The organism is Streptomyces sp. CWNU-52B, assembly GCF_047444975.1.
In the GTDB taxonomy this organism is placed as follows: domain Bacteria; phylum Actinomycetota; class Actinomycetes; order Streptomycetales; family Streptomycetaceae; genus Streptomyces.
Window position 1 is genome coordinate 193,779 of the sequence record NZ_JBLFJV010000006.1, and the last position, 24,528, is coordinate 218,306.

Below are 24,528 nucleotides of genomic sequence, written 5' to 3' on the forward strand. Positions count from 1 at the left end.
GCACCTTGGCTTTCCAGATGCCGGACCGCGGCGGAGGCCCGACAGGGCCGCGGATGAGAGTGGGCCGACCGTCCCGGCGTGTTCGGACCCTGCTCATGACATTGGGCGTACTGGCCGTGCTGGCCATGGCCTTCGTCATGTTCGCGGGGTTCTGGACGGACTGGCTCTGGTACCGGTCGGTGAAGTACTCCTCCGTCTTCACGACCACCCTGTGGACCAAGATCGGTCTGTTCTTCGTCTTCGGACTCCTGATGGCCGTGGCCGTCGGAGTGAACATCTGGCTGGCCCACCGGCTGCGGCCACCGCTCAGCGCGATGTCGATGGAGCAGCAGAGCCTCGACCGCTACCGCATGAGCGTTGCCCCGTACAAGAAGTGGATCCTGCTCGGGATCACCTCGCTGGTCGGGCTGATCGCGGGCGCCTCCGCGGCCGGCCAGTGGCGCACATGGCTCATGTGGGTGAACGGAGTGCCCTTCAACCAGAAGGACCCCCAGTTCCACCTGGACGTGTCCTTCTACGCCTTCGACCTGCCCTGGTACCGCTTCATGCTGGGCTTCGGCTTCGCGGCCGCGATCCTCTCCCTGATCGCCGCCGCGCTGACGCACTACCTGTACGGCGGGCTGCGCGTCACCAGTCCCGGAGCGCGTGCCACGGCGGCGGCCACCGGCCATCTGTCGGTGCTGCTGGGCGTCTTCGTCGCCCTGAAGGCCGTCGCGTACTGGCTCGACCGGTACGGGCTCGCGGTGAAGTCCAGTGACTTCAAGGCGACCGGCAACTGGACGGGCCTCAGGTACGTCGACGCCAACGCCTACCTGCCGGCCAAGACGATCCTCTTCTGCATCGCGGTCATCTGCGCCCTGCTGTTCTTCGCCACCCTGTGGCGGCGTACCTGGCAGCTGCCCGTCATCGGCTTCGGTCTGATGGTGCTCTCGGCGATCCTCATCGGGGGTCTGTACCCGGCGATCGTCCAGAAGTTCCAGGTCCAGCCGAACGAGCAGGCCAAGGAAGCGCCGTACGTCGAGAAGAACCTCAAGGCGACCCGTGACGCGTACGGGATCAACGGCACCGAGGTCACCGAGTACGCGGGCGCGAGCACGACCAAGGACAAGACCAAGCTGCGCGACGACGCCGACGGCGCCGCGAGCATCAGGCTCCTGGACCCGAACGTCGTCTCGCCCACGTTCCAGCAGCTCCAGCAGGTCCGTAATTACTACGCGTTCCCGTCGAACCTGGACGTCGACCGCTACAGCAAGGACGGCAAGGACCAGGACACCGTCATCGGTCTGCGCGAGCTGAACCTCCAGGGCATCCCGAAGAGCAACTGGATCAACAACCACTTCCGCTACACGCACGGCTTCGGAGTGGTCGCGGCCAAGGGCACCAACGCCGACGCCGAGGGACGCCCGGAGTTCACCGAGTACGACCTGCCGTCCAAGGGCGGGCTCGGCGGCGGGGACTACGAGCAGCGGATCTACTACGGCGAGAAGACCAGCCAGTACTCGATCGTCGGCGGTCCCCAGAAGGAGATCGACTACTCCGACGACACCGGCGAGAAGACGACCAGCTACAAGGGCAAGAGCGGCGTCAACCTCTCGAACCCGGTCAACCGCGCGGCGTACGCAGCCGCGTTCAGCGAGCCGCAGATCCTCTACTCCGGTGCGATCGGCGAGGGTTCGCGGATCCTCTACAACCGCACGCCCAAGGAGCGCGTCGAGGCGGTGGCCCCCTGGCTGACCATCGACGGTGACGCCTATCCGGCGGTCGTCGACGGGAAGATCGAGTGGATCGTCGACGCGTACACGACCACCAATGGCTACCCGTACGCCTCGCGCACCACGCTCGGCGACACGACGGCCGACTCGCTGACCGCCGCCAACAACCAGCGTGCGGTGGTGGCCCAGCAGAACCAGGTCAACTACATCCGCAACTCGGTGAAGGCGACCGTCGACGCGTACTCCGGCAAGGTCACGCTCTATGAGTGGGACACCAAGGACCCGGTCCTGAAGACCTGGAAGAAGGCCTTCCCCGGGACGGTGAAGCCGAAGGGCGACATCCCGCAGGCCCTCCTGGACCACCTGCGCTACCCGCAGGACCTGTTCAAGGTCCAGCGCGAGCTGCTGACCCGCTACCACGTGAAGGACGCGGAGACGTTCCTCAGCGGCAGCGAGGTGTGGCAGGTGCCGGACGACCCGACCAACAAGTCGGGCAACGCGGTTCCGCCGTACTACCTCAGCATGAAGATGCCGGGGGAGCAGTCCCAGGCGTTCTCCCTGACGACGACGCTCACACCGAACGGCCGCGACAACCTGAGCGCCTTCATGTCGGTCAACGCCGAAGCCGGCACCAGCGACTACGGCAAGATCAACATCCTGAAACTGCCCACCGGCAGAACGGTCGACGGACCCAAACGGGTGCAGAGCCAGTTCAACTCCGAGCCGTCCATCGCCGAGTCGATCAGGCTCCTCAGAGGTGGTGACTCGGAAGTCGAGTACGGCAACCTCCTGACGGTGCCGCTCGACGGGGGCCTGCTCTACGTGGAGCCCGTCTACGTACGCGGTGGCGGGCTGAAGTACCCGCTGCTGCGGAAGGTGCTGGTCACCTACGGAGGCGCGACGGCCTTCGAGGACACGCTGGACGAGGCGCTCAACAAGGTCTTCGGAGCGGACGGTTCCACCGAGGAGCCACCGGACGAGGGCGATACGACGACCCCGCCGCCGACATCCAGCGACCCCACGGTCCAGGAAGCGCTCGACGACGCCCAGAAGGCCTTCGAACAGGGCCAGGAAGCCCTCAAGAAGGGCGACTGGGAGGCGTACGGAACGGCGCAGAAGGATCTTGAGAAGGCGCTCCAGCGGGCCGAGGACGCACAGGACGCGGCCGACAAGAAGACAGGCGGCAGCAGCAAACCCAGCGCCGCCGGTGACAAGAACGCCGACAAGAGTGCCGACAAGGAAACCGAGGAGAGCGGCAAACCGAGCGGCGGTCCCAGTAGCAGTCCCAGCAGCGACAAGAGCCCCGACAGCAGCTGAGTCAGGAGCCCCCCTCGCGCCGTGGTACGGTTTGAACACAACGGCGCGGGGTGGAGCAGCTCGGTAGCTCGCTGGGCTCATAACCCAGAGGTCGCAGGTTCAAATCCTGTCCCCGCTACTGAAGTTGAAGGACCCGGATCCTCCAAGGATCCGGGTCCTTCTGCGTGCGCGGAACCGTATGCGGCCGTGTGCGCGGGGTCGCGCGCGGGATCCCGGATTCCGGCGGGCCGTCAACAGCGGTACGTCAGCGGTCCGTGCGGGAACGCACTTCGGTCAACAGTGCTGCCGCGGTGAAGGCCGCGCAGGGCGGAGGGAGTTGTGCGATCTGTGTTTCACTTGTCTCTCTGTGGGCATGTCGACAAAACGCTGAAGTGACCTCACTGGCTGCGGTATACCAGGTGTACCCAGGTTGCAGGTGGTGCGACGATGGACGTTATGGGGGACAAGGCAACTCTGTTGGAGACAGGGCGGTTTGTGCAGCCTTCCGACCGGGACGAGACCGGTGAGGCTGTGGAGGAGGCTCGTCAACGGCTCGCCGCGCAAAAGGGCGACGCCGAGGCCATGAGCGTCCTCGGAGCCATGCTGCTCCGCCGCGGTGATCTCGACGGAGCCGAGCCGCAGCTGCGTGCTGCCACCGCGGCCGGCGACCGGGCCGCCGCCAACAACCTCGGTGTCCTCCTGCACCAGCGCGGATACGCGGAGGAGGCGGCCGGATGGTGGCGGATCGCCGCCGTCGCGGGCTCCGCGGCCGCCGCGCACGCCCTGGGGCGCCACCACCGTGAGCGCGGCGACGAGCCCGCCGCCGAGTACTGGCTGCGCCAGTCCGCCGAGCAGGGCCACTCCCTGGGCGCGTACGCGCTCGCCGATCTCCTGGAGCACCGCGGCGACGCCCGCGCCGAGGGCTGGATGCGTGCGGCCGCCGAGCGGGGGCACCGCGAGGCGGCGTACCGGCTCGCGCGGGCGCTCGACCGGACGACCGCGCAGGCGGACGGGACCGCGCCGGACGCCGGCCCGCGCACTGGCACGGGTACCGGCGTCGGCACTCGCACCGGCACCGGCGCAGGCTCCGGAAAGGGTGCCGCGGAGGCCGTCGGTGAGGTGGCCGAGCAGTGGTACCGGCAGGCGGCCGCACGTGGCCACCGCCGGGCCGCGCTGCACCTCGGGGCGATCCTGGAGAAGCGCGGGGAGCTGCGGGAGGCGGGGCGCTGGTACCTGACCTCCGCCAAGGACGGCGAGGCGCGGGCCGCCTGCGCGCTGGGGTTCCTGCTGCGGGACGCGGGTGACACCGAGAGCGCGGCGGTGTGGTGGCTGCGGGCCGCTCAGGACGGAGACGGGAACGCCGCCAACGCGCTGGGCGCGCTGCACGCCGAGCGGGGCGAGACGCAGACCGCCGAGCGGTGGTACCGGGCGGCGATGGACGCGGGCGACGTGAACGGCGCGTACAACCTCGGGCTGCTCTGCTCCGAGCAGGCACGCACCGCCCAGGCCGAGCAGTGGTACCGGCGGGCGGCGTACGCGGGACACCGCGAGGCGGCGAACGCCCTGGCCATCCTGCTGCTCCAGGTCGGCGACGCCGCGGGGGCCGAGCCGTGGTTCTCCAAGGCCGCGGAGGCCGGCAGCGTCGACGCCGCGTTCAACCTGGGGATCCTGTACGCGGGGCGCGGCGAGGACGTGACGGCGCTGCGGTGGTACGAGCGGGCCGCCGCCGCCGGACACAGCGACGCGGCGCTCCAGGTGGGCATCGCGCGGCTGCGGGACGGCGACGAGGGAGCCGCCGAGCGGCATCTCCGGTGCGCGGCGGGCGGCGGCAGTGCGGAGGGCGCCTACCGGCTGGCGACCGTGCTCGACGCGCGGCGCCCGCCCACGCCCGCGCACGAGCTGGGGGAGCCGACCACCGAGAAGAGCGAGTGCGAGGAGTGGTACGAGCGGGCCGCGTCCCAGGGGCACCGGCGGGCCCAGGTGCGGGTGGGGATGCTGGCGTCCGCCCGTGGGGACGTCGTGGAGGCGGCCCGGTGGTACCGGGAGGCCGCGGAGGCGGGGTCCCGGAACGGGGCGTTCAACCTGGGGCTGCTGCTGGCCCGGGAGGGAAGCGAGCCGGAGGCCGCCCTGTGGTGGGCTCGGGCCGCCGACGCGGGGCACGGGCGGGCGGCGTTGCGGCTGGCTCTGGTCTACGCGCGTCGTGGGGAGCTTGTGGAGGGGCAGCGGTGGGCCGACCGGGCGGTGTCGCTCGGGCCGGGGGAAGTGTCCGAGCGGGCGGCTCGGCTGCGGGACGCGTTGCGGGAGGAGCTGTCCGCGTGACGCTGCCGCTCGGCTGGGGCGGTCGGGGCGGTTGGGCGGGGGATTGGGTTTCTCGCCTCCGCCGCCCCTGCCCGTTCCGTCCCTGAGGGCTGCGCCCCCGGACCACCCCCGCATCGGGCCTGGACGGCCTCGTCCTCAAGCGCCGGACGGGCTGAGATGGCGGCCCGGAAATGGGATTTGCGCTGGTCGGCGGGGTGACGTAGTGTTCAGTTTGTCGACGCGGGGTGGAGCAGCTCGGTAGCTCGCTGGGCTCATAACCCAGAGGTCGCAGGTTCAAATCCTGTCCCCGCTACTGAAGACCGAAGGCCCGGAACCAATGGTTCCGGGCCTTCGGTGTTTCTCGGTGCGGAGAGGCCGGTGCCCCGGGGCTTCCTCGGGGCGAGGCAAGGTGAGGCGGGACGGGCGGTCGGCTCAGGCCGCCGCGCAGTTCGGGCACACGCCCCGGTACGTCACCTCTACGTCCGACACCGTGAAGCCGAAGCGCTCGGAGTCGGGGAGGTCCGCCAGCGGGTTGCCGCCCGGATGCACGTCCTTGATCGCGCCGCACTGGGCGCAGACCAGGTGGTGGTGGGGCTGGTGGGCGTTCGGGTCGTACCGCTTCGCGCGCTTGTCCGTGGCGACCTCCAGCACCTCGCCGAGCGAGACCAGCTCGCCCAGGGTGTTGTAGACGGTCGCCCGGGAGATCTCCGGAAGCTTCACGACAGCGCGTGAGTGGACCTCGTCGGCCGTCAGGTGGACGTGGTCGCCGTCCAGTACCTCAGCCACGACACGCCGCTGAGCGGTCATGCGCCATCCGCGTCCGCGCAGTCGTTCCAACAGGTCGCTCATATGACAGAGCTTAACAGCTACTCGACCAGATTCTGAATAGGTGTGACTTTGGAGCCCTGCTTGACTTAGACATTGTCTATTGTAGGATCGAGCTCGGCTTTGGCCGAAGGACAGGACAGGTAGAAGGACAGATCGCAGGCAGGACTGGCGAGGCAATGACGCAGGAGGCGCACGTGACGCAGGGACCGCTTACGACGGAGGCCGGCGCGCCGGTGGCCGACAACCAGAACAGCGAGACCGCGGGCACCGGCGGCCCCGTACTCGTCCAGGACCAGCTCCTGCTCGAGAAGCTCGCCCACTTCAACCGCGAGCGCATACCGGAGCGGGTGGTGCACGCCCGTGGCGCCGCCGCCTACGGCACGTTCACGCTCACCCGTGATGTCTCCCGGTGGACGCGCGCCGCGTTCCTCTCCGAGGTCGGCAAGCAGACCGAGACCTTCCTGCGCTTCTCGACCGTGGCCGGCAACCTCGGCTCGGCCGACGCCGTCCGTGACCCGCGTGGCTTCGCGCTGAAGTTCTACACCGAGGACGGCAACTACGACCTCGTCGGCAACAACACCCCGGTGTTCTTCGTCAAGGACGCCATCAAGTTCCCCGACTTCATCCACACGCAGAAGCGCGACCCGTACACCGGCTCCCAGGAAGCCGACAACGTGTGGGACTTCTGGGGTCTTTCGCCCGAGTCGACGCACCAGGTGACCTGGCTCTTCGGCGACCGCGGCATCCCCGCCTCGTACCGCCACATGAACGGGTACGGCTCGCACACCTACCAGTGGAACAACGAGGCCGGCGAGGTCTTCTGGGTCAAGTACCACTTCAAGACCGACCAGGGCATCAAGAACCTCACGACCGAGGAGGCCGTGAACGTCTCCGGGCTCGACCCCGACTCGCACCAGCGCGACCTGCGCGAGTCGATCGAGAGCGGCGCCTTCCCGTCCTGGACCGTGCAGGTGCAGATCATGCCGGCGGCCGACGCGGCCGGTTACCGCTTCAACCCGTTCGACCTGACGAAGGTGTGGCCGCACGAGGACTACCCGCCGGTCGAGATCGGCAGGCTGGAGCTCAACCGCAACCCGGAGAACGTCTTCGCGGAGGTCGAGCAGTCCATCTTCAGCCCCGCGCACTTCGTGCCGGGTATCGGGCCCTCGCCCGACAAGATGCTCCAGGGCCGCCTCTTCGCGTACGGCGACGCGCACCGCTACCGCGTCGGCGTCAACGCCGCCGACCTGCCGGTGAACCGTCCGCACGCCACCGAGGCGCGTACCCACTCGCGTGACGGCTTCCTGTACGACGGCCGCCACGGCGGTGCGAAGAACTACGAGCCGAACAGCTTCGGCGGGCCCGTCCAGACGGACAGGCCGCTCTGGCAGAGCACCCAGGTCACCGGTGTCACCGGCAACGGCGAGGCCCCCTCGCACGCCGAGGACGACGACTTCGTACAGGCGGGCACCCTCTACCGGCTGATGTCCGAGGGGGAGAAGGAGCGCCTGATCGACAACCTGGCGGGCTTCATCGCCAAGGTCTCGCGCGACGACATCGCCGAGCGTGCGATCGGCAACTTCCGTCAGGCCGACGGAGACTTCGGCAAGCGGCTGGAAGCCGCGGTCCAGGCATTGCGCGGCTGACACCGGCACTGGAACGTTTGCCGTAGAGAGCGGGCCGGCCTCCCTCGCACCGGGGGGCCGGCCCGTTTGCCTTGCCCGTCCGCCTGGCCGCTGTCCCTTCGGGACCGCGTCAGGTGTCTCTTCCGGACTCGTCAGGCCGGGGCCGGCTGACGAAGCGGTGCCCAGCAGCGGATGATGTCGCGGACCGAGACGATGCCGACCGGTTCGCCGCCGTCCAGGACGATGAGGTGGCGGAAGCCGCCGTGCGCCATGGCCTGAGCGGCGTCCTCCAGCGTCCAGGTGGGGGTGGCGAACACCACGTCGTTGGTCGTGTGGGCGCCGACGCGCTCGGCGTCCGGGTCCTGGCCCAGGCCGATGGAGTTGAGGACGTCGCGCTCGGTGAGGATGCCGATCCCGCTGTCGTCGGGATCGAGGACCACGGCCGCGCCGATGCGGCGCGCGGCCATCAGCGTGGCGGCCTTCCGGAGGGTGTGAGCGGGGCCGATGGTGAGGACCACCGTGCTCATGGCGTCGCGGACGAGCATGGACGGAGCCACCTCCTACGAATCCGCTGGTTAACGGATTCACAAGTTCACAAGTGAGGGGACTCTCAGAGTCGCAGCCAAAGGGAGGGTCAACAAGAGGGCGCGCACGGACTGTTCGGGGCGCGCGCCGGTCTCAGTAGCGCTGGTTGAGGTATCCCAGCAGTTCGTCGTGGAGGATGCCGTTCGATGCCGCCGCGTTGCCGCTGTGCGGGCCGGGGCGGCCGTCCAGTCCGGTGAAGGTGCCGCCGGCCTCCGTCACCACGATCGAGGTCGCCGCCATGTCCCACAGCGACAGCTCGGGCTCCGCGCAGATGTCCACCGAACCCTCGGCGACCATCATGTACGGCCAGAAGTCGCCGTACGCGCGCGTGCGCCACACCTCGCGGGTCAGGTCCAGGAACCCGTCCAGCAGGCTGCGCTCCTCCCAGCCGCCCAGCGAGGAGTACGCGAACGAGGCGTCCCGCATGCGCGACACCTCGGAGACCTTCAGCCGGGACGCGGACGACAGGCTGCGGCCGGTGAACGCGCCGTGGCCCTTCGACGCCCACCAGCGACGGGCGAGCGCGGGTGCGGAGACCACACCGACGACCGGCTGGTAGCCGCCCTCGACCGCCTCCATCAGCGCGATCAGGGTGGCCCAGACGGGCACGCCGCGTACGTAGTTCTTGGTGCCGTCGATCGGGTCGATCACCCAGCGGCGGGGGCCCGTGCCCTCGACCCCGTACTCCTCGCCGAGGATCGCGTCACGCGGCCTCGCCCGGCCGAGATGGCCGCGGATCAGTTCCTCGGCGGCCTTGTCGGCCTCGCTCACCGGTGTCATGTCCGGCTTGGTCTCGACCTTGAGGTCGAGCGCCTTGAAGCGGTCCATCGTCGCGGCGTCGGCGGCGTCCGCCAGGACATGGGCGAGGCGCAGGTCATCGCGATAGTCGGGCATGGGTGAACCGTATCTGCCGAGCCGCTCCGCGGGATACGGGGGGAGAGGCCGGGGTCGTACCGAAACCGCGGGCCGGCCGTCGCCGGCGGCGCCCCCGCGAAGGATCCGCACACCGAGCGCACACGGAGCGCACACCGGTCACGCATCGGTCACGCATCGGGCGCGCGCCGACCGCGCATCCGCCCCACACGGACGGCCCGACACGGACGGCCTGCCCGCCCGGCCGCGTGCCGAACAGGCCCCGGCCGCACGCCTTTCCGCCCCCGCGCCCCCTCGGCGTACGAGGCGCCCCCTTCGGTACCGTCGCGAACCCTTGACAGTGCCCCCGCGCGCGTCAACTCTGATGCGCAGAGCCGATCCCCTCAGGGAGGCGACGATGCCTGCAGCGCGGGAATCCCTATTGGACGCCGCCTACACGGCGCTCGGCCGCCGTCCGTGGTCCGCCGTGCGGATGGTGGACGTCGCCGCCGTGGCAGGAGTGTCCCGGCAGACCCTCTACAACGAGTTCGGGAGCAAGGAGGGCCTCGCCCGTGCGCTCGTACGGCGGGAGGCCGACGCCTATCTCGCGGGCGTGGAACGGGCGCTGGTGAGCCGTTCCGAGCCCCGGGAACGGCTGGCCGCGGCGGCCGAGTGGACGGCGTCCGCGGCGCGGGGCAACGCGCTGGTGCGCGCGATGCTCACGGGGTGCTGGGGGGAGCGGCTGCCCTCGCTGACCCTGTCCGCCGTGCCGTCGTCCTCGGCCGTGCCGTCCCAGCGGCGGGCCGACGGGCCGCTGCCCTCGCCCGGCGACTTCGTGGCGTTGGTACGGGACAGGGCCGTCGCCTCGCTGGCCCTGCCCGGAGTGTCGAAGTCCGAGGCGGCGGAACTGGCACGGGCCTGTGAACTCGCGGTGCGGCTGGGGCTGTCGTGTGTGCTGGCCCCGACGGGAGAGGGCGGCACGGCCGGACTGGTCCGGGACTCGCTGGCCACGGTGCGGTCCATGGTCTGACGCGGCGTGGACCCGCGTCGCGCGGCCGGAGCGGGGACTCGTCCCACCGAGCCGGACCGGCCGGCCCGGTCGACTCAGTGGGACGAGCCCGACAACTGCAGGCCGATGACTCCCACGATCACGAACGAGATCGAGACGATCTTCAGCGTGGACACCAGGTCGTCGAGGAAGATCATGCCGTAGATGGCGGTGCCCGCCGCGCCGATGCCCGTCCACACCGCGTAGGCGGGGCCCACGTCGAGCTTCTTCAGGGACAGGGTCAGCAGGCCGAAGCTGCCCAGCGCGAAGACGCAGAAGGCGACCGTCGGCCAGAGTCTCGTGAAGCCGTGGGAGAGCTTGAGGCAGACGGCGAACCCCGTCTCCAGGAACCCCGCCACGACTACCAGCAGCCACGCCATGTGATGCCCTCCCACGTTCCGTGACCGCTTCGTCGCGCTTGGATCCGGCTTGGTGCGATTATGCCTTTACCGTCGTGACCCGGACGCAAACAACACAGAGGTCACGGTCGCGCGAGGATCCGGTCCCCATGGATCCGGCACCGTGGATTCGGTCGCCTTCGCGTGGATCAGTCGCCTTCGCGCCGCTCCCGTGTCGAGAGCAGCCGGCGCAGCGAGTAGAGGCGTGCCGGGTCCGCGTGCCCCTCGGCCACCCACGCGTCCAGCGCGCAGTCCGGCTCGTCGTGACTGCACGCGCGCGGACAGCCCTCCGTGCCGGGCTCCAGATCGGGGAACGCCTTGATGACCCGGGACGGGTCCACATGGTGCAGGCCGAAGGACCGCAGACCCGGCGTGTCGACCACCCAGCCCTCGTCGTCCGGCAGCGGGATCGCCAGCGCCGAGGTCGTGGTGTGCCTGCCGCGGCCGGTGACCGCGTTGACCACACCCGTGGACCGCCGCCGCTCCGTCGACACGAGCGCGTTGACCAGCGTCGTCTTGCCGACCCCCGAGTGCCCGACGAACGCCGTGATCTTGCCGTCCAGCTGCTTGCGCACGCGGGCCACGGCCTCGCCGCTCTCCAGCTCCTCCCGGCTCGTCACGACATAGGGGACGCCCAGCGCCCCGTACAGCTCGAGGAGTTCGTCGGGGGGCGCGAGGTCCGACTTGGTGAGGACGAGGAGCGGGGAGAGGCCGCCGTCGTACGCCGCCACCAGGCAGCGGTCGACGAGGCGCGGGCGCGGCTCGGGGTCGGCGAGGGCCGTGACGATGGCCAGCTGGTCGGCGTTGGCGACGACCACTCGCTCGTACGGGTCGTCGTCGTCCGCCGTGCGGCGCAGGACCGAGGTCCGCGGCGCGATGCGGACGATACGCGCGAGGGTGTCCTTCTTGCCGGTCAGGTCGCCGACGATGGCCACCTGATCGCCGACGACCGCCGCCTTGCGGCCCAGTTCACGTGCCTTCATGGCGAAGATGAGGCGGTCCTCGACGAGGCAGGTCAGCCGGCCCCGGTCGACGGTGACGACCATGCCCTCCGCCGCGTCCTCGTGCTTGGGCCGGATATTGGTCCGGGGGCGGTTGCCCTTGCGGTTCGGGCGCGAGGGGATGTCGTCCTCGTCGGTGTGCTTGCCGTATCGGCGCATGATCCCGGTCCGCCCGTCAGTTCCCGAGCATTGCGGTCCACAGATCGGGGAAGTCCGGCAGTGTCTTCGCCGTCGTCGCCACGTTCTCGATCTGTACGCCGTCGACCGCGAGGCCGATGACCGCGCCCGCGGTGGCCATGCGGTGGTCGTCGTACGTGTGGAAGATCCCGCCGTGCAGCCGGCGCGGGCGGATGCGGAGGCCGTCGGCGGTCTCGGTGACGTCGCCGCCGAGTTCGTTGATCTCCTTGGTGAGCGCGGCCAGCCGGTCCGTCTCGTGCAGCCGCAGATGGGCCACGCCGCTCAGCGTCGAGGGGGAGTCCGCGAGGGCCGCGACCGCCGCGATGCCCGGGGTCAGCTCGCCGACCTCGCCCAGGTCCACGTCGATGCCGTGGATCGAACCGGAACCGGTGAACTCCAGCCCCCGCTCGGTCAGTTCGCAGGAACCACCCATCTCGGTGAAGATCTCCCGCAGCCTGTCACCCGGCTGGGTGGTGCGGGCGGGCCAGTCGGGGACGACGACCGTGCCGCCGGTGACCAGGGCGGCCGCCAGGAACGGCTGGGCGTTCGACAGGTCGGGCTCGACCGTCAGATCGCGGCCGAGGAGCGCGCCGGGGGTGACCCGCCAGACGTTCGGCTCGCCGCCCGACTCCGGGGTGTCCACCTGGGCGCCGACCGACCGCAGCATGTCGACGGTCATCCGGATGTGCGGCATGGACGGCAGGGTCGAGCCGGTGTGCCGTACCTCCACGCCCTGGTTGAAGCGCGGTCCTGACAGCAGCAGCGCCGACACGAACTGCGAGGACGAGGACGCGTCGATCGCCACCGGGCCGCCCTCCAGGGCCCCGCCGCCCTGCACGGTCAGCGGCAGCGCGCCCCGGCCGTCGTCGTCGATACGGGCGCCGAGGGCGCGCAGGCCGTCGAGCACGCCGTTCAGCGGGCGCTCGTAGGAACGGGGATCGCCGTCGAACCGGATGGGGCCGTCGGCGAGCGCGGCGACCGGCGGCAGGAAGCGCATCACCGTGCCGGCGTTGCCCACGTCGACCGTGGCCGGGCCGCGCAGACCCGAGGGGATGACACGCCATGCCTCGCCGGACCCGTCGGGGCCCACGCCCTCCTCGATCCCGACGCCCATCGCCCGCAGGGCACCGGCCATCAGGAGGGTGTCGCGCGAACGGAGCGGACGGCGGAGCCAGCCGGGCTCGGCCGCGAGGGCGGCGAGGACGAGCGCGCGGTTGGTGACCGACTTGGACCCGGGCACGTGGACCGTCGCGGTGACGGCTCCGCTCGCGTGCGGGGCGGGCCAGAGGGCGGTTTGGGCGGGGTTAACGGGCATGCCCTCACTTTAATGGGGGTTCGCTCTGCTGCGTTTGGCCGGGAAGAGCGGGTGTGTGTCGGCTGCGGGTGCGCCGTGGCTTGTTGCGCAGTTCCCCGCGCCCCCGAGAAGCGGGTGCGCCGTGGCTTGTTGCGCGGTTCCCCGCGCCCCCAAGAGGCGGGTGCGCTGTGGCTTGTTGCGCGGTTCCCCGTGGCCCCGAGAAGCGGGTGCGCCGTGGGTTGTTGCGCGGTTCTCCGTGCCTCCGAGACGCGGGTGCGCTGTGGCCCGTCGGGGTGGCTTGTCGGGCGGTCTCCGCGCCCCCGAAAGAAGAGGGCCGTGCCTCACAGCGCCAGCAGCCACCTGCCGCCGCCTATCAGGGAGCACAGCGACACCGCGTGGAACAGGAACAGCCACAGGCCCGCCGGGACGTGGGTCAGGCGGGACAACTGGTCCGCGTCCGAGTCGCCCGCTCCGCCGCGGGTGCGCTTCGCCTGGAGCTCGAAGGCCGGGCGGACCCCGCCGAGCAACAGGAACCACACGACGGCGTACGCGAAGGCCGCCTGCACCTGGGGGCCGCACAGCCAGGACACCACCACGAACGTGGCGCCGGTGACGAGGACCGTGAGCGCGCCGTACGCGTTGCGGATCATCACGAGGACGGCCAGGAGCAGCAGCGTGGCCAGCCAGAGCAGCGCGGTGATGTGCCCGGCGGCCAGCAGCGCCGCGCCGCCGAGACCGAGCAGCGGGGGAGCCGTGTAGCCCGCCGCCGCCGTGAGGATCATGCCGAGGCCGGTCGGCTTGCCGCGGCTGACGGTGAGACCGCTGGTGTCGGAGTGCAGCCGGATGCCGTCGAGGCTGCGGCCCGTGACCAGCGCGATCAGACCGTGGCCGCCCTCGTGGGCGATGGTGATGGCGTTGCGTGACAGCCGCCACAGCGGGTGCGGGACGATCACGGCGAGCGCGGCGGCCATCGTGGCGACCACGACCCAGGTGTCCGGGTCGGGCTGGCTCCCGAAGACCTCGTCCCAGAGGGTGGTCAGCGAGGTGGCTGCGGTGCTGTCCATTGTCTGGTTCGGCTCCCTTGGCGCTTATGGAATCTGGCAGTGTTGCACGTATGTGCGGACGGTATGCGGCCAGTCGTGGACCCGAGGATCTCGCAGGAGTCTTTGAGATCGAGAAGTGGGACCCGGAGGAGGCTCTGGACCCCGATTTCAACGTGGCTCCGACCAAAGAGGTCTACGTGGTCCTGGACCGCCCTCTCAAAGACGCGGCAGACCCTGGACCGGTTCGGCAGCTGCGCCGGCTCAAGTGGGGGCTGATCCCCTCCTGGTCCAAGACGCCCGAGGGCGGCGCCCGGATGATCAACGCCCGCGCCGAGACCGTCCACGAGAAGCCCTCGTTCCGGCGGGCCTTCACCTCCCGGCGCTGTGTCGTCCCGGCCGACGGCTACTACGAGTGGGTGACCGGCACCGGCGAGCGCGGCCTGGAGGTCGAGGGCAAGAAGAAGCGGCCCCGCAAACAGCCGTACTTCGTGCTCCCCGCCGACGGCTCCGTCTTCGCGATGGCCGGTCTTTACGAGTTCTGGCGCGACCGGACGCTGCCCGACGACCACCCGCTGGCCTGGCGGGTGACCTGCTCCGTCATCACCACGGAGGCGGAGGCCTCCCCGCTCGCGGTCGCCCCGAAGGAGGGTCCGCGCTCCCTCGCCGACATCCACCCCCGGATGCCGCTCATGCTCACCCCGGACCGCTGGGACGCCTGGCTCGACCCGTCCCGCACGGACGTCGACGAGCTGCGCTCCCTGCTCGCGCCGCCGCCGGAGGGGCTGATGCGGGCGTATCCCGTGTCCACGGCCGTGAGCAACGTCCGCAACAACGGCCCGGAGCTGCTGAAGGAGCTGGAGGGGCCCGAGGAGGGCACACTCTTCTGACGTGACGCATGTGACGGAGATCATCGAGACGGTGGAGACGGTGGAGACCGACGCGGGCCCGGCCCGTGTCACCTGGCACCGGGCGGCGAAGCCGGGCACGACGGGCGGGACCGGCACGACGGGCACGGCCGGTACGGCGAGTACGTCGGGCACGGCAGGCACGACAAGCGGTTCAAGCGGTTCAAGCGGTCCAGGCGGGGCGGGCGGACCGGTCGGGGCGGCGCAGCAGGAGCGGCTCGTGCTGGCCGTCAGCCACGGCGCCGGCGGCGGGATCGAGGCGCGCGATCTGCGGGCCCTCGCCGCCGAACTGCCCGCGCACGGAGTGACCGTGGCCCTCGTCGAACAGCCCTGGCGGGTGGCGGGCAAGAAGCTGGCACCCGCGCCGAAGACACTGGACGCGGGATGGCGCGGTCTGTGGCCGGCGCTCACGGGACCAGGGCTCCCCGTGGTGTCGGGCGGCCGCAGTGCCGGAGCCCGCGTCGCCTGCCGTACGGCCACCGAACTGGGTGCGCACGCGGTCCTCGCGCTCAGCTTCCCCCTCCACCCGCCGGGCAGACCGGAGAAGTCCCGCGCCGGCGAACTGCTCGGCACCGGGGTCCCCACGCTCGTCGTGCAGGGCGGCAACGACCCGTTCGGCCGACCGGAGGAGTTCCCGCAGGGCTCGTACGAGCTGGTCGAGGTGGAGTACGGCGACCACGGGTTCGCCGTGCCCAAGCGGGCCCCCGTCGATCAGGACCAGGCCCTGGCGGTTGTCACGGACGGTGTCCTGAAGTGGCTCTTGTCACTCGGGTGACCCCGGGAATGCTGAGGCTCGGAGCACTGTTGTGCGGATCAGACAGCACGGAAGGTGTGCTGTGAGACGTCGCACGAGAGGAAGTCCGCCGCATGGGTTCGACCATCTGCCCGAGTCGTGGCAGCACCGCTGACCTGGAGTGGTCGGTGCTGCACGCGGCGAAGACCGCCCCGGTCCGGGCGGCGGGCGGACCGGATCGGCAAGCCGCCGTGACCACCGGTCGTCTATTCTCCGAAGCAGGTGGGACCGGTTTCGGCCCTGCCCAGACTCTGGAGGAGGTGGGTCCGGTCACAGGGACCGACGCAGGGACCGAAAACGGCCAGGCGGAGCAGCCCGAGGACACGGGCAGCAGCGAGTCCACCGCCGAGCGCAACGTGCGCTTCGAGCGGGACGCGCTGGAGTTCCTCGACCAGATGTACTCGGCCGCGCTGCGCATGACGCGGAACCCGGCCGACGCCGAGGACCTGGTGCAGGAGACGTACGCCAAGGCGTACGCGTCCTTCCACCAGTTCCGTGAGGGCACCAACCTCAAGGCGTGGCTGTACAGGATCCTCACCAACACCTTCATCAACTCGTATCGCAAGAAGCAGCGCGAGCCCCAGCGGTCCGCCGCCGAGGAGATCGAGGACTGGCAGCTGGCGCGTGCCGAGTCGCACATGTCGACCGGTCTGCGCTCCGCCGAGTCACAGGCGCTCGACCACCTGCCCGACTCGGACGTCAAGGCCGCGCTGCAGGCGATCCCCGAGGAATTCCGCATCGCCGTCTATCTCGCTGACGTCGAGGGCTTTGCGTACAAGGAGATCGCGGACATCATGGGGACACCCATCGGAACGGTGATGTCCCGCCTGCACAGGGGCCGCCGTCAGTTGCGCGGCATGCTCGAGGACTACGCCAAGGACCGCGGCCTGGTCCCTGCGGGCGCCGGAGAGTCGGACGGAACGAAAGGCTCGGGCTCATGAGCTGCGGAGAGCCGCACGAGACGGACTGCAGTGAAGTACTCGATCATCTCTACGAGTTCCTCGACCACGAGATGCCCGACGCTGACTGCACCAAGTTCGAGGTGCACTTCGAGGAGTGCTCCCCGTGTCTCGAGAAGTACGGCCTGGAGCAGGCCGTGAAGAAGCTCGTCAAGCGGTGCTGCGGTCAGGACGACGTACCGACCGACCTGCGGGCGAAGGTCATGGGGCGCATCGATCTGATCCGCTCGGGGCAGGCCGTGCCCGAGCACGAGATCAGTACCGCCACCACCGCGGACGCCCGCGGTGGCGCCGCCGCCGAGGGCTGACAACGCCGGAGCGCCCCACGCCCACCGCCCCGGACGGGAACGCAGAACCTCCGGAGGCCACCCACGACGCCGGACCGGTCGACCCGGTCCGGCTTCTGGGCGTCGCGTGACCCGTACCAGCCGTGACCCGTACCGGCCGTGACCCGGACCGGTCCGTACCGGTTGGGCCGGCCCGGTGTCAGACGTCCAGCGCGCTCTCGATCCTCTTCAGGCTGTGCCGGGCCAGCGCCAGGTTGCTGCGGCCCCGGTCGAGCGCGAGGTACAGGAAGAGCGTGCCGCCGCTTGAGGTGAGCGGCCGTATCAGGTGGTACTGCTTGCCCAGCGTGATCAGGATGTCCTCGATGACGTCATCCATGGCCAGCGAGGAGAGCGTCCGCATCTTCGCGCGCATCACCTCGGTGTTGCCCGCCGACGCGAGCTCCAGGTCGAGCGACGGTCCGCCGCCGAGCGTGCCGAGCGCCATGCCGCTCTCGTAGTCGACGAGGGAGACGCCGATGGCACCTTCCACGGACATGGCTTCCTTGAGCGCGGTCTCGATGTTCATGCTGCCCCAATTCCTCGGTGACGCTGTCCGGTCGTTGTCTGTACAACTACGATCGAACACAAGCGGGTAGTGCGTCACAAAATACAAAATATGATGCCTGGTGCGTAAGTTGAAGCTCAAAGTAGTGTGCGACGTCAAGACGTGTAAGGGGGAACGGGGAAATGACGACAGCCGTTGACGCCTCCCTGGTCCGGCTTCTCGACTCCCCCGGGATCACCGGCGTCGCCCTGGTCGACGCGGTCACCGGTCTCACCTACGGGGTGGCCGGGGACGCCGACGAGGCCGGAGACGGCGCCGAGTGCGCAGAACTCGCGGCCCTCATCGTCGAACGGCTGGGGCGGGCGGGCGCCGAGGGGGAGTTGGAGAGCGTGATCATGACCAGCACGCGGCGCCATCAGGTGCTGCTCGCCGTCGAGCGGCCGGCCGGCGACCCCTTGCTGCTGGCCGCGGGCATGGACCGGGAGCGGACCAACCTGGCGCTCGCGACCAGGAGTCTGGCCGACCGGGCCGTCGAGGTACTCGCATGACGACAGCCGCGGCGCGCAATCTGCCCGCGCTTCTGCAGGGGTTGCACGAGGAGGGCCACAGCGGCACCGTGCGGGTCTCCGGTTCCCCAGGCGGAACGATTCACCTGAGGCGGGGCCTGATCGCCGCCGTCGAGTCGCCGGGCGCCCCGACCGCCACGTCCGTGCTGCTCACCCCGGGCCGCGTCGACGACGAGACCTGGCTGGCCGCCAACGCGGCGGAGCGCGACACGGACCGGCTGGGCGCGCACCTGGTCGCGGCGGGCCTGATCGGCGCCACCGAGCTGGAAGTCGTGTGCACCGCCTCGGTGTTCGACGCCGCCTTCGCCATGTCGATCGGCCCGCCGGGAGGCTGGACCCTGGGCGACCCGGAGCCCACCCTCGTCGGCGGGCCCGGTGTGACGCCCCGGCGGCTGACCGAGGAGACCACCCGGCGCATCGTGCGGCTCTCCGGCGCATGGGGCGCGCCGGGAGAACTCGCCCGGACACGGCCCGTGCCGGTTCCGGACGCCGGGCTGCGCCGTGGTCTGTCGGACCGCCACCGGGCCGTGCTGAGCACCGTCAACGGGCGCCGTACCGCACGGGACATGGCCTTCACGCTCGGGCGCGGGCTGTACGCGATCATGCTGGACCTCACCCGCCTGGAGGCGCAGGAGCTGATCCGGTGGGAGACGGGTGGCCCGTCGGACGGGCGGCCGAGCACCGCGCCGCGGGTGCTGCCGGGACGTGCCGCGGGCGCCCCGGACGTGCCGCGGGCGCGACCCACGCCGGCCGGCTCCGCCCCGACGGCGGCACCGTTGCCGAGGCGTACGCGCGGTGGGGTGCCGCGGCCGGGTGAGGCCCAGGGGCAGGGGCCCGCTGGGGGAGAGGGAGCGGATGCCTCTCCCACGGGACCGAACGGGGGGCACGGGGGCTTGTGAGTTCCAGCAGACGTCGGGCGGCGAAACGTCTTCGACGGGGCGGTACGGGCGCGGAGGCCCGGCGGGCGGCGAAGCGGGGCGCTCCGCGGCCGACGAAGGGCACACCTGGCCCCGTTCCGGGCGCGGGACCGCGACCGGAACCGGGCCCGGCGGAGGCCACGCCGAGCCCGGACGCGGCACGGGCCCAGGACGGCTCGCAGGGGTCGGACGGGGTGCGGACCGCGGTCGATCCGTCGGCGCCGGACGGGGTGCCGACCCCGGACGACCCACCGACCCCGGACGGAGTGCAGGGCTCGGATGGGCCTGCTGGACCCGCCGCACCTGCGGCGCCCGTCGTATCCGCGGCACCTGCGGCACCTGCGGCGTCCGTCGTATCTGCGGCACCTGCGGCACCTGCGGCACCTGCGGCACCTGCGGCACCTGCGGCACCTGCGGCGCCCGCCGCGCCTGCCGTGCCCACGGCGCCCGCCGTCGACCGGCCGCCGCCGCTGCCCGTACGGGGTGCGGCCTCCGCCGGTGCGGGTGACGGCTCCGGTGCGGCGCGGAACGGCGGCGACCGGGCGGGGGCCGACGGATCCGCGAGGGCGGCGGCCGTCGTCCTGCCCATGCTGTCGGCCGAGCAACTGGCCGCCGACCAGCCCTCCCTCGACATGCTGCGCCGGGTCCGCCAGGGCCTGAGAGAACTTCCGGAATCCGGCTGACGCCGCTCCGGCCGCACCACGACCACCCATGCACGCAGCAAGGAGCGCCATGAGCGACACGTCGACGCCCAACCCCCTCACCGAGATCCTGACCTCTCTGCGCGACCGGGTGATGGGGGTCTCCGAGAGCGTTCTGTCCACGGCGGACGGCCTCCTCGTCGTCGCCGACACGGACTCCTCCCACGCCGAGTCCGTCGCCGCGCTCGCCGCCGCGACCCTCGGTGTGGGCCGCCGGATGGCCGACCAGACCGGCGTCGGAGCGCTGCGCGAGGTGGTCGCCAGGTGCGGCTCGGGCCACGTCATCGTGATGGCCGTGGGCGACCGGGCGCTGCTGACCGTCATGGGGGACGACGGCCTCGACCTTGCCACGCTCCAACGGGAGTCGCCCGCCACGGTGGAGCAGCTGAGCAAGGCGCTCGCGGCCGACGTCGCGCAGTGAACCCCTGACCGGACAGGCCGCGCCGCGCGGTCGTCGTACGAGCGTTCGACCACGGAGAGGCGCGTGGCCTCGGACGAGCGCGTAGCTCACTCGAACGGGCGAATCTGCTCCCGTCGGCCCGGTGAATCCGTCCATGCCTCCCCCGAGCCGCTCCCCGCCGCCCTATCGTCCATGTCCCGAAGCCTGTACGGGGCTTGTGCCGGCCGGGCCCCCGCCCGGCCGGCCGACGAGTCCGGGCCGTCGGGAGGGGAACGCCATGCGGTCGGTTCCGCCGTGGGCACGTGTCTACGTCGCCTGCACCGCGCTCGGTGCGGTGTCGTGTGCCGTGCCGGTTCCGGACACCCACGCCCCGTGGACCGCGGTGGCCCTGTTCGCGGTGCTCTGCGCGGCCTGTGAACTGCTCGCCGCGAGCCGCTTCGCGGGGGAACGGGGGCCCGAGAGCGCCGGGCCGGCCGGGGAATCCGGAGAATCCGGCGCCCAGCTCAGATGGCACACGCCGGTGATGCTCGCCGCGGCCTTCCTGCTGCCGCCGCCTGCCGCCGCGCTCGTGCCGTTGCCGGGCGCGCTGCTGGCCAGGGTCGAGCAGCGCCCGCGCTGGCTGCGCCGGGTCTGGCGGGCCGCGCAGCTCTCGCTCAGCACCTGGGCCGCCTCGAAGACCCACTGGTCACTGGGCGGCCGGGACGCGGTCGTCACCTCCGACTTTCCCTACGCGCTCGGCACCGCGGGCGCGGCCGTGGCGGCGTTCTGCCTGGTGCTGACGGTGCTCGACGGGGGGATCCTGGCGCTCGCCGAGCGGGTGCCGGTACGGACCGCGTGGCGCGGGCTGTTCCTGCGCTCGCTCGCGCCCGTCGCCGTGCACGGGCTCGCCGGGCTGATGATGGCGGTCCTCTGGCGCAGCCCGTACGGGCCGGTCGCCGCGCTGCTCGTGCTGCTGCCGATGTACGTGTCGTGGTGGGTGTTCGCGCAGTACCACCGCGAGCGCGCCGCCCACCAGGCCACCATCCGGGCACTCGTACAGGCCGTCGACATCAAGGACGGGTACACGCGCGGGCACAGCGAGCGGGTGGGACAGGCGTCGATGATGATCGCGCGCGAACTGGGCATGGCCGACGAACGGGCCGAAGTGCTCAGGTTCGCCGGGATCCTGCACGACGTGGGCAAGCTCGGCGTCCCCACCAGACTGCTGCGGAAGAACGGGCCGCTGACGCCCGAGGAGCGCCGGGTGATCGAACTGCACCCCGAGTACGGACACGAGATGGTCCGGGGCATCGGATTCCTCGGGGAGGCCAGGTCGGCGATCCTGCACCACCACGAACGGCTCGACGGCAGCGGCTATCCGTACGGGCTGAAGGGCGGCCAGATCCCGGAGTTCGCCCGGGTGGTGGCGGTGGCGGACGCCTTCGACGCGATGACGTCGACCCGGTCGTACCGGCGGGCGCGGCCGGTCCCGGTGGCGATCGAGGAACTGGAACGGGGCGCGGGGGCGCAGTTCGACCCCCGGATGGTGGCGGCGTTCGTGCGGGCGATCGTCCGGCAGGGATGGCATCCCGTGGTGACGGCGGACGAGACGTCACCGCACGAGACGTCACCGCACGAGACGTCACCGCATGAGACGCCACCGCACAAGACACCGCCTCACGAGACGGCACGGCACGGGACACAGCCGCACGGGTCGGCGTCGCACGGCGAGCCGCCCCGCCTGCCGGACGACCGCCCGCACGCTCCCGACCCCGCCCGGCCCGCGACCCGCCCCCACCGGTCGGCGACGTGAACATTCCCGGTGGGAGAGCCCCGCGCGCCCTCGTACTCGTCCGGGCCTGCGCCGCGCTGCTGGCCGTTCTCGCCCTCGGCGTCACCCTCTGGGACGGCATCGACGACCGCGGGGCCGCTCTCGCCTTCGGGCTGCTCATCGCCGTGGGGGAGCTCGCCCGGTGGAGCGGCGCCGAGGAGCGGGAGTCGGCGCCGCTCGCCGCCGCCGGGGCCCTCGCCTACGCGCTCCTCGGCGAGAACGGCGGACACGCCCTCCACGGCGGCGCCGGCCACGACGGGGTCCCGCAGATCGTCGCCGTGGTCGCGGCCGCGTCCCTGCTGGGCTGTGTGCCGCATGTGGCGATGGGCCACGGACCCACCGCCGACCACCTCACCCGACGCGTCCTGACCGTCGGCTTCGCCGCCGTGTGCTTCCAACCCCTCTACGGCCGGGGCAGGCTGGGAGAGTGGGCCGGCGGCGGTCCCTCGTACGCGGCCCTCGTCGTCGCGCTGCTCCTGCTGACCGCGCTGTGGGACGCCGTGCTGGCCGCGGCCATGGCGCACGCGCGGACCCGGTGGCCCTTCGGACCGCTGCTGCGGGACGAGCTGCGCGGCACCCTCGGCATCGGCTCGGCGGTCTGCGCGACCGGAGCCGTGATGGCGCTCGCGGTCGCCGTCGCGGGCCTGTGGGCGCTGCCCGTCTTCTCGCTGCCCCTGCTGCTCACCCAGCTGTCCTTCCGGCGGTACGCGGCGGTACGGACCACCTACCGCCAGACCATCGCCTCCCTCGCGCGGGCCACCGAGATCGCCGGCTACACCCCGGCGGGGCACGCCCGGCGGGTGGCCGCGCTCAGCCGGGCCGTCGGCCGTGAGCTGGGGCTCTCCGGACCCGAGCTGACCGTCCTGGAGTACGCGGCCCTGATGCACGACATCGGCCAGCTCTCGCTCGTCGACCCCGTGCCCGCCGGTGCCACGGCCGGTCTGGCCCCCGACGACCAGCGGCGCATCGCCCTGCTCGGCGGCGCCGTGGTGCGTCAGACGGGAGTGGCCGCGGCGGTCGCCCTCGTGGTGGAGAGCCAGGCGGACCCGTACCGCGAACAGCCGGTCAGCGCCAGAATCGTGAGAGCGGTGAACGCCTACGACGAGAAAACCCGGGAAACCGGCCCCGGCGGACCCCTGGAAGCGCTGGAGGAGCTGCGGCTGGGCACCGCGCGCGACTACCAGCCCGAAGTCGTCGAGTCGCTGGCCAGGGTGCTGGCGAGAGACGGCCTTACCTTGCCCCTGGCTGGGTAACCCATGGGTAATGAGCGCCCGTCCGACCGTCCGTGGTTGGATGCGAGGAAGAGGACATCAGGGGGCACAGTCCAGCCCGAGGCTGCACGCTCTTCAACGAACTGGCAGGCGGGAATCGTGAGGATCTTCGGCAAGGGACGGCACCGCCCCTCCGTTTCGTGGCGGCAGGCCACCGACCGTGCGTTCACACTGATCGGCGACGGCCGGTACGAGGACGCGGGGGCGCTGCTGACCCGTGCGGCCGACCTGGAGCCCTGGCTGTCCGAGTCCTGGTTCAACCTCGCCCTGCTGCACAAGTTCCGGCACGACTGGGAGCAGGCGCGGGCGGCCGGTCTGCGGGCCGTGGCGCTGCTCGACCGGGAGGCCGGGGCCCCCGATTGGTGGAACGTCGGGATCGCGGCGACCGCCCTGCAGGACTGGCCCCTGGCCCGGCGGGCCTGGCAGGCGTACGGCCTGCGGGTGCCCGGCGGTGCCTCCCGGCCCAAGGCCGGCGCGGGGGCAGCCGCCTCCGGGGAGCCGGTGGGCATGGACCTCGGCAGTGCGGCGGTGCGGCTGTCGCCCGAGGGCGAGGCCGAGGTCGTGTGGGGGCGGCGGCTGGATCCCGCCCGTGTCGAGGTGCTCTCCATTCCGTTGCCGTCCTCCGGGCGGCGCTGGGGCGAGGTCGTCCTGCACGACGGAGTTCCGCACGGGGAGCGGACCACGACGGCCGGCCACTCCTATCCCGTCTTCGACGAGATCGAGCTGTGGGCGCCCTCGCCGGTGCCCACCTGGGTCGTGCTCCTGGAGGCGGCGACCGAGGACGACCGGGACGCGCTGGAGCGGCTCGCGGCGGACGCCGGGTTCGCGGCCGAGGACTGGTCGTCGTCCGTGCGGCTGCTCTGCCGGATGTGCTCCGAGTCACGGATGCCGTCCGACGAGGGCGACGGTGAGCATCTCGATCCGCACGACCACAGTGAGCCGGGGCATCCCGGGCCGCTCGGGCATCGGACCGACGGGCAGCTGTGGGTGCCGGAGCGTGAGTGCGGGCTCGCCGCCCCCGCGTCGTTGGTCCGGGGGCTGCTGGACGGGTGGGTCGCGGACAGTCCTGATTCCCGGGACTGGCGGGATCTCGAAGAGGTTTGTTAGGGACCGAGACCGAGACCGGGACCGGGACTTGGACTCGGCCCTGGACCCGGCCCTCAACCCGGACCCGGACCGTGGGCGGGAGTCCGCGGGCTCCTGGGGATTCCGGGAGGT

At 71.5% G+C, this 24,528-nt stretch carries 23 protein-coding genes, 2 tRNA genes and 1 pseudogene; 18 read left to right on the forward strand and 8 right to left on the reverse strand.

Going from position 1 to position 24,528, the window contains the following annotated elements:
* The first annotated feature begins 17 nt into the window (after positions 1-17).
* From ACLVWQ_RS08255 to ACLVWQ_RS08275, 5 genes and pseudogenes are all read left to right on the forward strand, one after another.
* The gene (locus tag ACLVWQ_RS08255) at positions 18-3,029 is read left to right on the forward strand and encodes a UPF0182 family protein (protein ID WP_414107821.1); all 3,012 of its coding nucleotides are present in this window, start codon (positions 18-20) and stop codon (positions 3,027-3,029) included.
* A 44-nt stretch (positions 3,030-3,073) separates the two neighbouring features.
* Positions 3,074-3,147, forward strand: a tRNA-Met gene (locus ACLVWQ_RS08260).
* Between the two features lie 308 nt (positions 3,148-3,455).
* The gene (locus ACLVWQ_RS08265; RefSeq protein ID WP_414107573.1) at positions 3,456-5,327 is read left to right on the forward strand and encodes a sel1 repeat family protein; all 1,872 of its coding nucleotides are present in this window, start codon (positions 3,456-3,458) and stop codon (positions 5,325-5,327) included.
* Positions 5,296-5,490 (forward strand): annotated as a pseudogene (locus tag ACLVWQ_RS08270) (cobyrinic acid a,c-diamide synthase); the annotation flags it as partial. The gene ACLVWQ_RS08265 and the pseudogene ACLVWQ_RS08270, both read left to right, overlap by 32 nt.
* 55 nt (positions 5,491-5,545) lie before the next feature.
* Positions 5,546-5,619, forward strand: a tRNA-Met gene (locus tag ACLVWQ_RS08275).
* A 119-nt stretch (positions 5,620-5,738) separates the two neighbouring features.
* On the opposite strand, the gene ACLVWQ_RS08280 is transcribed toward ACLVWQ_RS08275, so the two are convergent.
* Complete coding sequence (locus tag ACLVWQ_RS08280) at positions 5,739-6,155, reverse strand: Fur family transcriptional regulator (protein ID WP_414107574.1); 417 nt, start codon at positions 6,153-6,155, stop codon at positions 5,739-5,741.
* Between the two features lie 155 nt (positions 6,156-6,310).
* Between ACLVWQ_RS08280 and ACLVWQ_RS08285 the strand changes: the two genes are divergently transcribed.
* Positions 6,311-7,780 (forward strand): catalase, encoded by a 1,470-nt coding sequence (locus ACLVWQ_RS08285; RefSeq protein ID WP_414107575.1) that lies wholly within the window; start codon positions 6,311-6,313, stop codon positions 7,778-7,780.
* A 131-nt stretch (positions 7,781-7,911) separates the two neighbouring features.
* On the opposite strand, the gene ACLVWQ_RS08290 is transcribed toward ACLVWQ_RS08285, so the two are convergent.
* Entirely contained in the window at positions 7,912-8,304 is a 393-nt protein-coding gene (locus tag ACLVWQ_RS08290; RefSeq protein WP_414107576.1) for a cyclic nucleotide-binding/CBS domain-containing protein, read from the reverse strand.
* A 133-nt stretch (positions 8,305-8,437) separates the two neighbouring features.
* Positions 8,438-9,238 carry a histidinol-phosphatase gene (gene hisN / locus ACLVWQ_RS08295; RefSeq protein WP_414107577.1) on the reverse strand — a complete coding sequence of 267 codons (801 nt, stop codon included), beginning with the start codon at positions 9,236-9,238 and terminating at the stop codon, positions 8,438-8,440.
* Positions 9,239-9,614: 376 nt separating this feature from the next.
* Here hisN and ACLVWQ_RS08300 point away from each other — a divergent pair, with 376 nt between their 5' ends.
* Complete coding sequence (locus tag ACLVWQ_RS08300) at positions 9,615-10,226, forward strand: TetR/AcrR family transcriptional regulator (RefSeq protein WP_414107578.1); 612 nt, start codon at positions 9,615-9,617, stop codon at positions 10,224-10,226.
* A gap of 74 nt (positions 10,227-10,300) precedes the next feature.
* Here ACLVWQ_RS08300 and ACLVWQ_RS08305 read toward each other — a convergent pair whose 3' ends face one another.
* The 4 genes from ACLVWQ_RS08305 to ACLVWQ_RS08320 all read right to left on the reverse strand — a co-directional run bounded on the left by ACLVWQ_RS08305 (position 10,301) and on the right by ACLVWQ_RS08320 (position 14,178).
* Positions 10,301-10,624: a DMT family transporter gene (locus tag ACLVWQ_RS08305; protein WP_055507014.1), complete on the reverse strand. Its 324-nt coding sequence runs from the start codon at positions 10,622-10,624 to the stop codon at positions 10,301-10,303.
* Positions 10,625-10,791: 167 nt separating this feature from the next.
* Positions 10,792-11,802, reverse strand: a complete 1,011-nt coding sequence (gene rsgA / locus ACLVWQ_RS08310; RefSeq protein ID WP_414107579.1) for a ribosome small subunit-dependent GTPase A — start codon at positions 11,800-11,802, stop codon at positions 10,792-10,794.
* 16 nt (positions 11,803-11,818) lie between these two features.
* Positions 11,819-13,135: a 3-phosphoshikimate 1-carboxyvinyltransferase gene (gene aroA, locus ACLVWQ_RS08315; RefSeq protein WP_414107580.1), complete on the reverse strand. Its 1,317-nt coding sequence runs from the start codon at positions 13,133-13,135 to the stop codon at positions 11,819-11,821.
* A gap of 320 nt (positions 13,136-13,455) precedes the next feature.
* Positions 13,456-14,178, reverse strand: coding sequence for a M50 family metallopeptidase (locus ACLVWQ_RS08320; protein WP_414107581.1), 723 nt, complete (start codon positions 14,176-14,178; stop codon positions 13,456-13,458).
* Positions 14,179-14,228: 50 nt separating this feature from the next.
* On the opposite strand from ACLVWQ_RS08320, the gene ACLVWQ_RS08325 reads away from it, so the two are divergent.
* From ACLVWQ_RS08325 to rsrA, 4 genes are all read left to right on the forward strand, one after another.
* Complete coding sequence (locus ACLVWQ_RS08325) at positions 14,229-15,044, forward strand: SOS response-associated peptidase (protein ID WP_414107582.1); 816 nt, start codon at positions 14,229-14,231, stop codon at positions 15,042-15,044.
* Position 15,045: 1 nt separating this feature from the next.
* Positions 15,046-15,837, forward strand: coding sequence for an alpha/beta family hydrolase (locus ACLVWQ_RS08330; protein ID WP_414107583.1), 792 nt, complete (start codon positions 15,046-15,048; stop codon positions 15,835-15,837).
* 278 nt (positions 15,838-16,115) lie between these two features.
* Positions 16,116-16,796 carry an RNA polymerase sigma factor SigR gene (gene sigR / locus ACLVWQ_RS08335; protein ID WP_414107822.1) on the forward strand — a complete coding sequence of 227 codons (681 nt, stop codon included), beginning with the start codon at positions 16,116-16,118 and terminating at the stop codon, positions 16,794-16,796.
* Entirely contained in the window at positions 16,793-17,122 is a 330-nt protein-coding gene (gene rsrA, locus ACLVWQ_RS08340; protein WP_414107584.1) for a mycothiol system anti-sigma-R factor, read from the forward strand. Before sigR ends, rsrA begins: the two co-directional genes overlap by 4 nt.
* Positions 17,123-17,300: 178 nt before the next feature.
* On the opposite strand, the gene ACLVWQ_RS08345 is transcribed toward rsrA, so the two are convergent.
* The gene (locus ACLVWQ_RS08345; RefSeq protein WP_414107585.1) at positions 17,301-17,666 is read right to left on the reverse strand and encodes a hypothetical protein; all 366 of its coding nucleotides are present in this window, start codon (positions 17,664-17,666) and stop codon (positions 17,301-17,303) included.
* 161 nt (positions 17,667-17,827) lie between these two features.
* Between ACLVWQ_RS08345 and ACLVWQ_RS08350 the strand changes: the two genes are divergently transcribed.
* The 7 genes from ACLVWQ_RS08350 to ACLVWQ_RS08380 all read left to right on the forward strand — a co-directional run bounded on the left by ACLVWQ_RS08350 (position 17,828) and on the right by ACLVWQ_RS08380 (position 24,417).
* Positions 17,828-18,193, forward strand: coding sequence for a hypothetical protein (locus ACLVWQ_RS08350; protein ID WP_414107586.1), 366 nt, complete (start codon positions 17,828-17,830; stop codon positions 18,191-18,193).
* Positions 18,190-19,110 carry a DUF4388 domain-containing protein gene (locus tag ACLVWQ_RS08355; protein WP_414107587.1) on the forward strand — a complete coding sequence of 307 codons (921 nt, stop codon included), beginning with the start codon at positions 18,190-18,192 and terminating at the stop codon, positions 19,108-19,110. The genes ACLVWQ_RS08350 and ACLVWQ_RS08355 overlap by 4 nt, the downstream gene beginning before the upstream one ends.
* A gap of 452 nt (positions 19,111-19,562) precedes the next feature.
* Complete coding sequence (locus ACLVWQ_RS08360; protein ID WP_414107588.1) at positions 19,563-19,811, forward strand: hypothetical protein; 249 nt, start codon at positions 19,563-19,565, stop codon at positions 19,809-19,811.
* 49 nt (positions 19,812-19,860) lie between these two features.
* On the forward strand, positions 19,861-20,250 hold the full coding sequence (locus tag ACLVWQ_RS08365; protein ID WP_414107589.1) for a roadblock/LC7 domain-containing protein: 390 nt from the start codon (positions 19,861-19,863) through the stop codon (positions 20,248-20,250).
* Between the two features lie 256 nt (positions 20,251-20,506).
* Entirely contained in the window at positions 20,507-22,021 is a 1,515-nt protein-coding gene (locus tag ACLVWQ_RS08370) for an HD-GYP domain-containing protein (protein WP_414107590.1), read from the forward strand.
* Positions 22,018-23,292: an HD-GYP domain-containing protein gene (locus ACLVWQ_RS08375; protein WP_414107591.1), complete on the forward strand. Its 1,275-nt coding sequence runs from the start codon at positions 22,018-22,020 to the stop codon at positions 23,290-23,292. The genes ACLVWQ_RS08370 and ACLVWQ_RS08375 overlap by 4 nt, the downstream gene beginning before the upstream one ends.
* 117 nt (positions 23,293-23,409) lie before the next feature.
* Positions 23,410-24,417 carry a tetratricopeptide repeat protein gene (locus tag ACLVWQ_RS08380; protein ID WP_414107592.1) on the forward strand — a complete coding sequence of 336 codons (1,008 nt, stop codon included), beginning with the start codon at positions 23,410-23,412 and terminating at the stop codon, positions 24,415-24,417.
* Positions 24,418-24,528 lie beyond the last annotated feature (111 nt).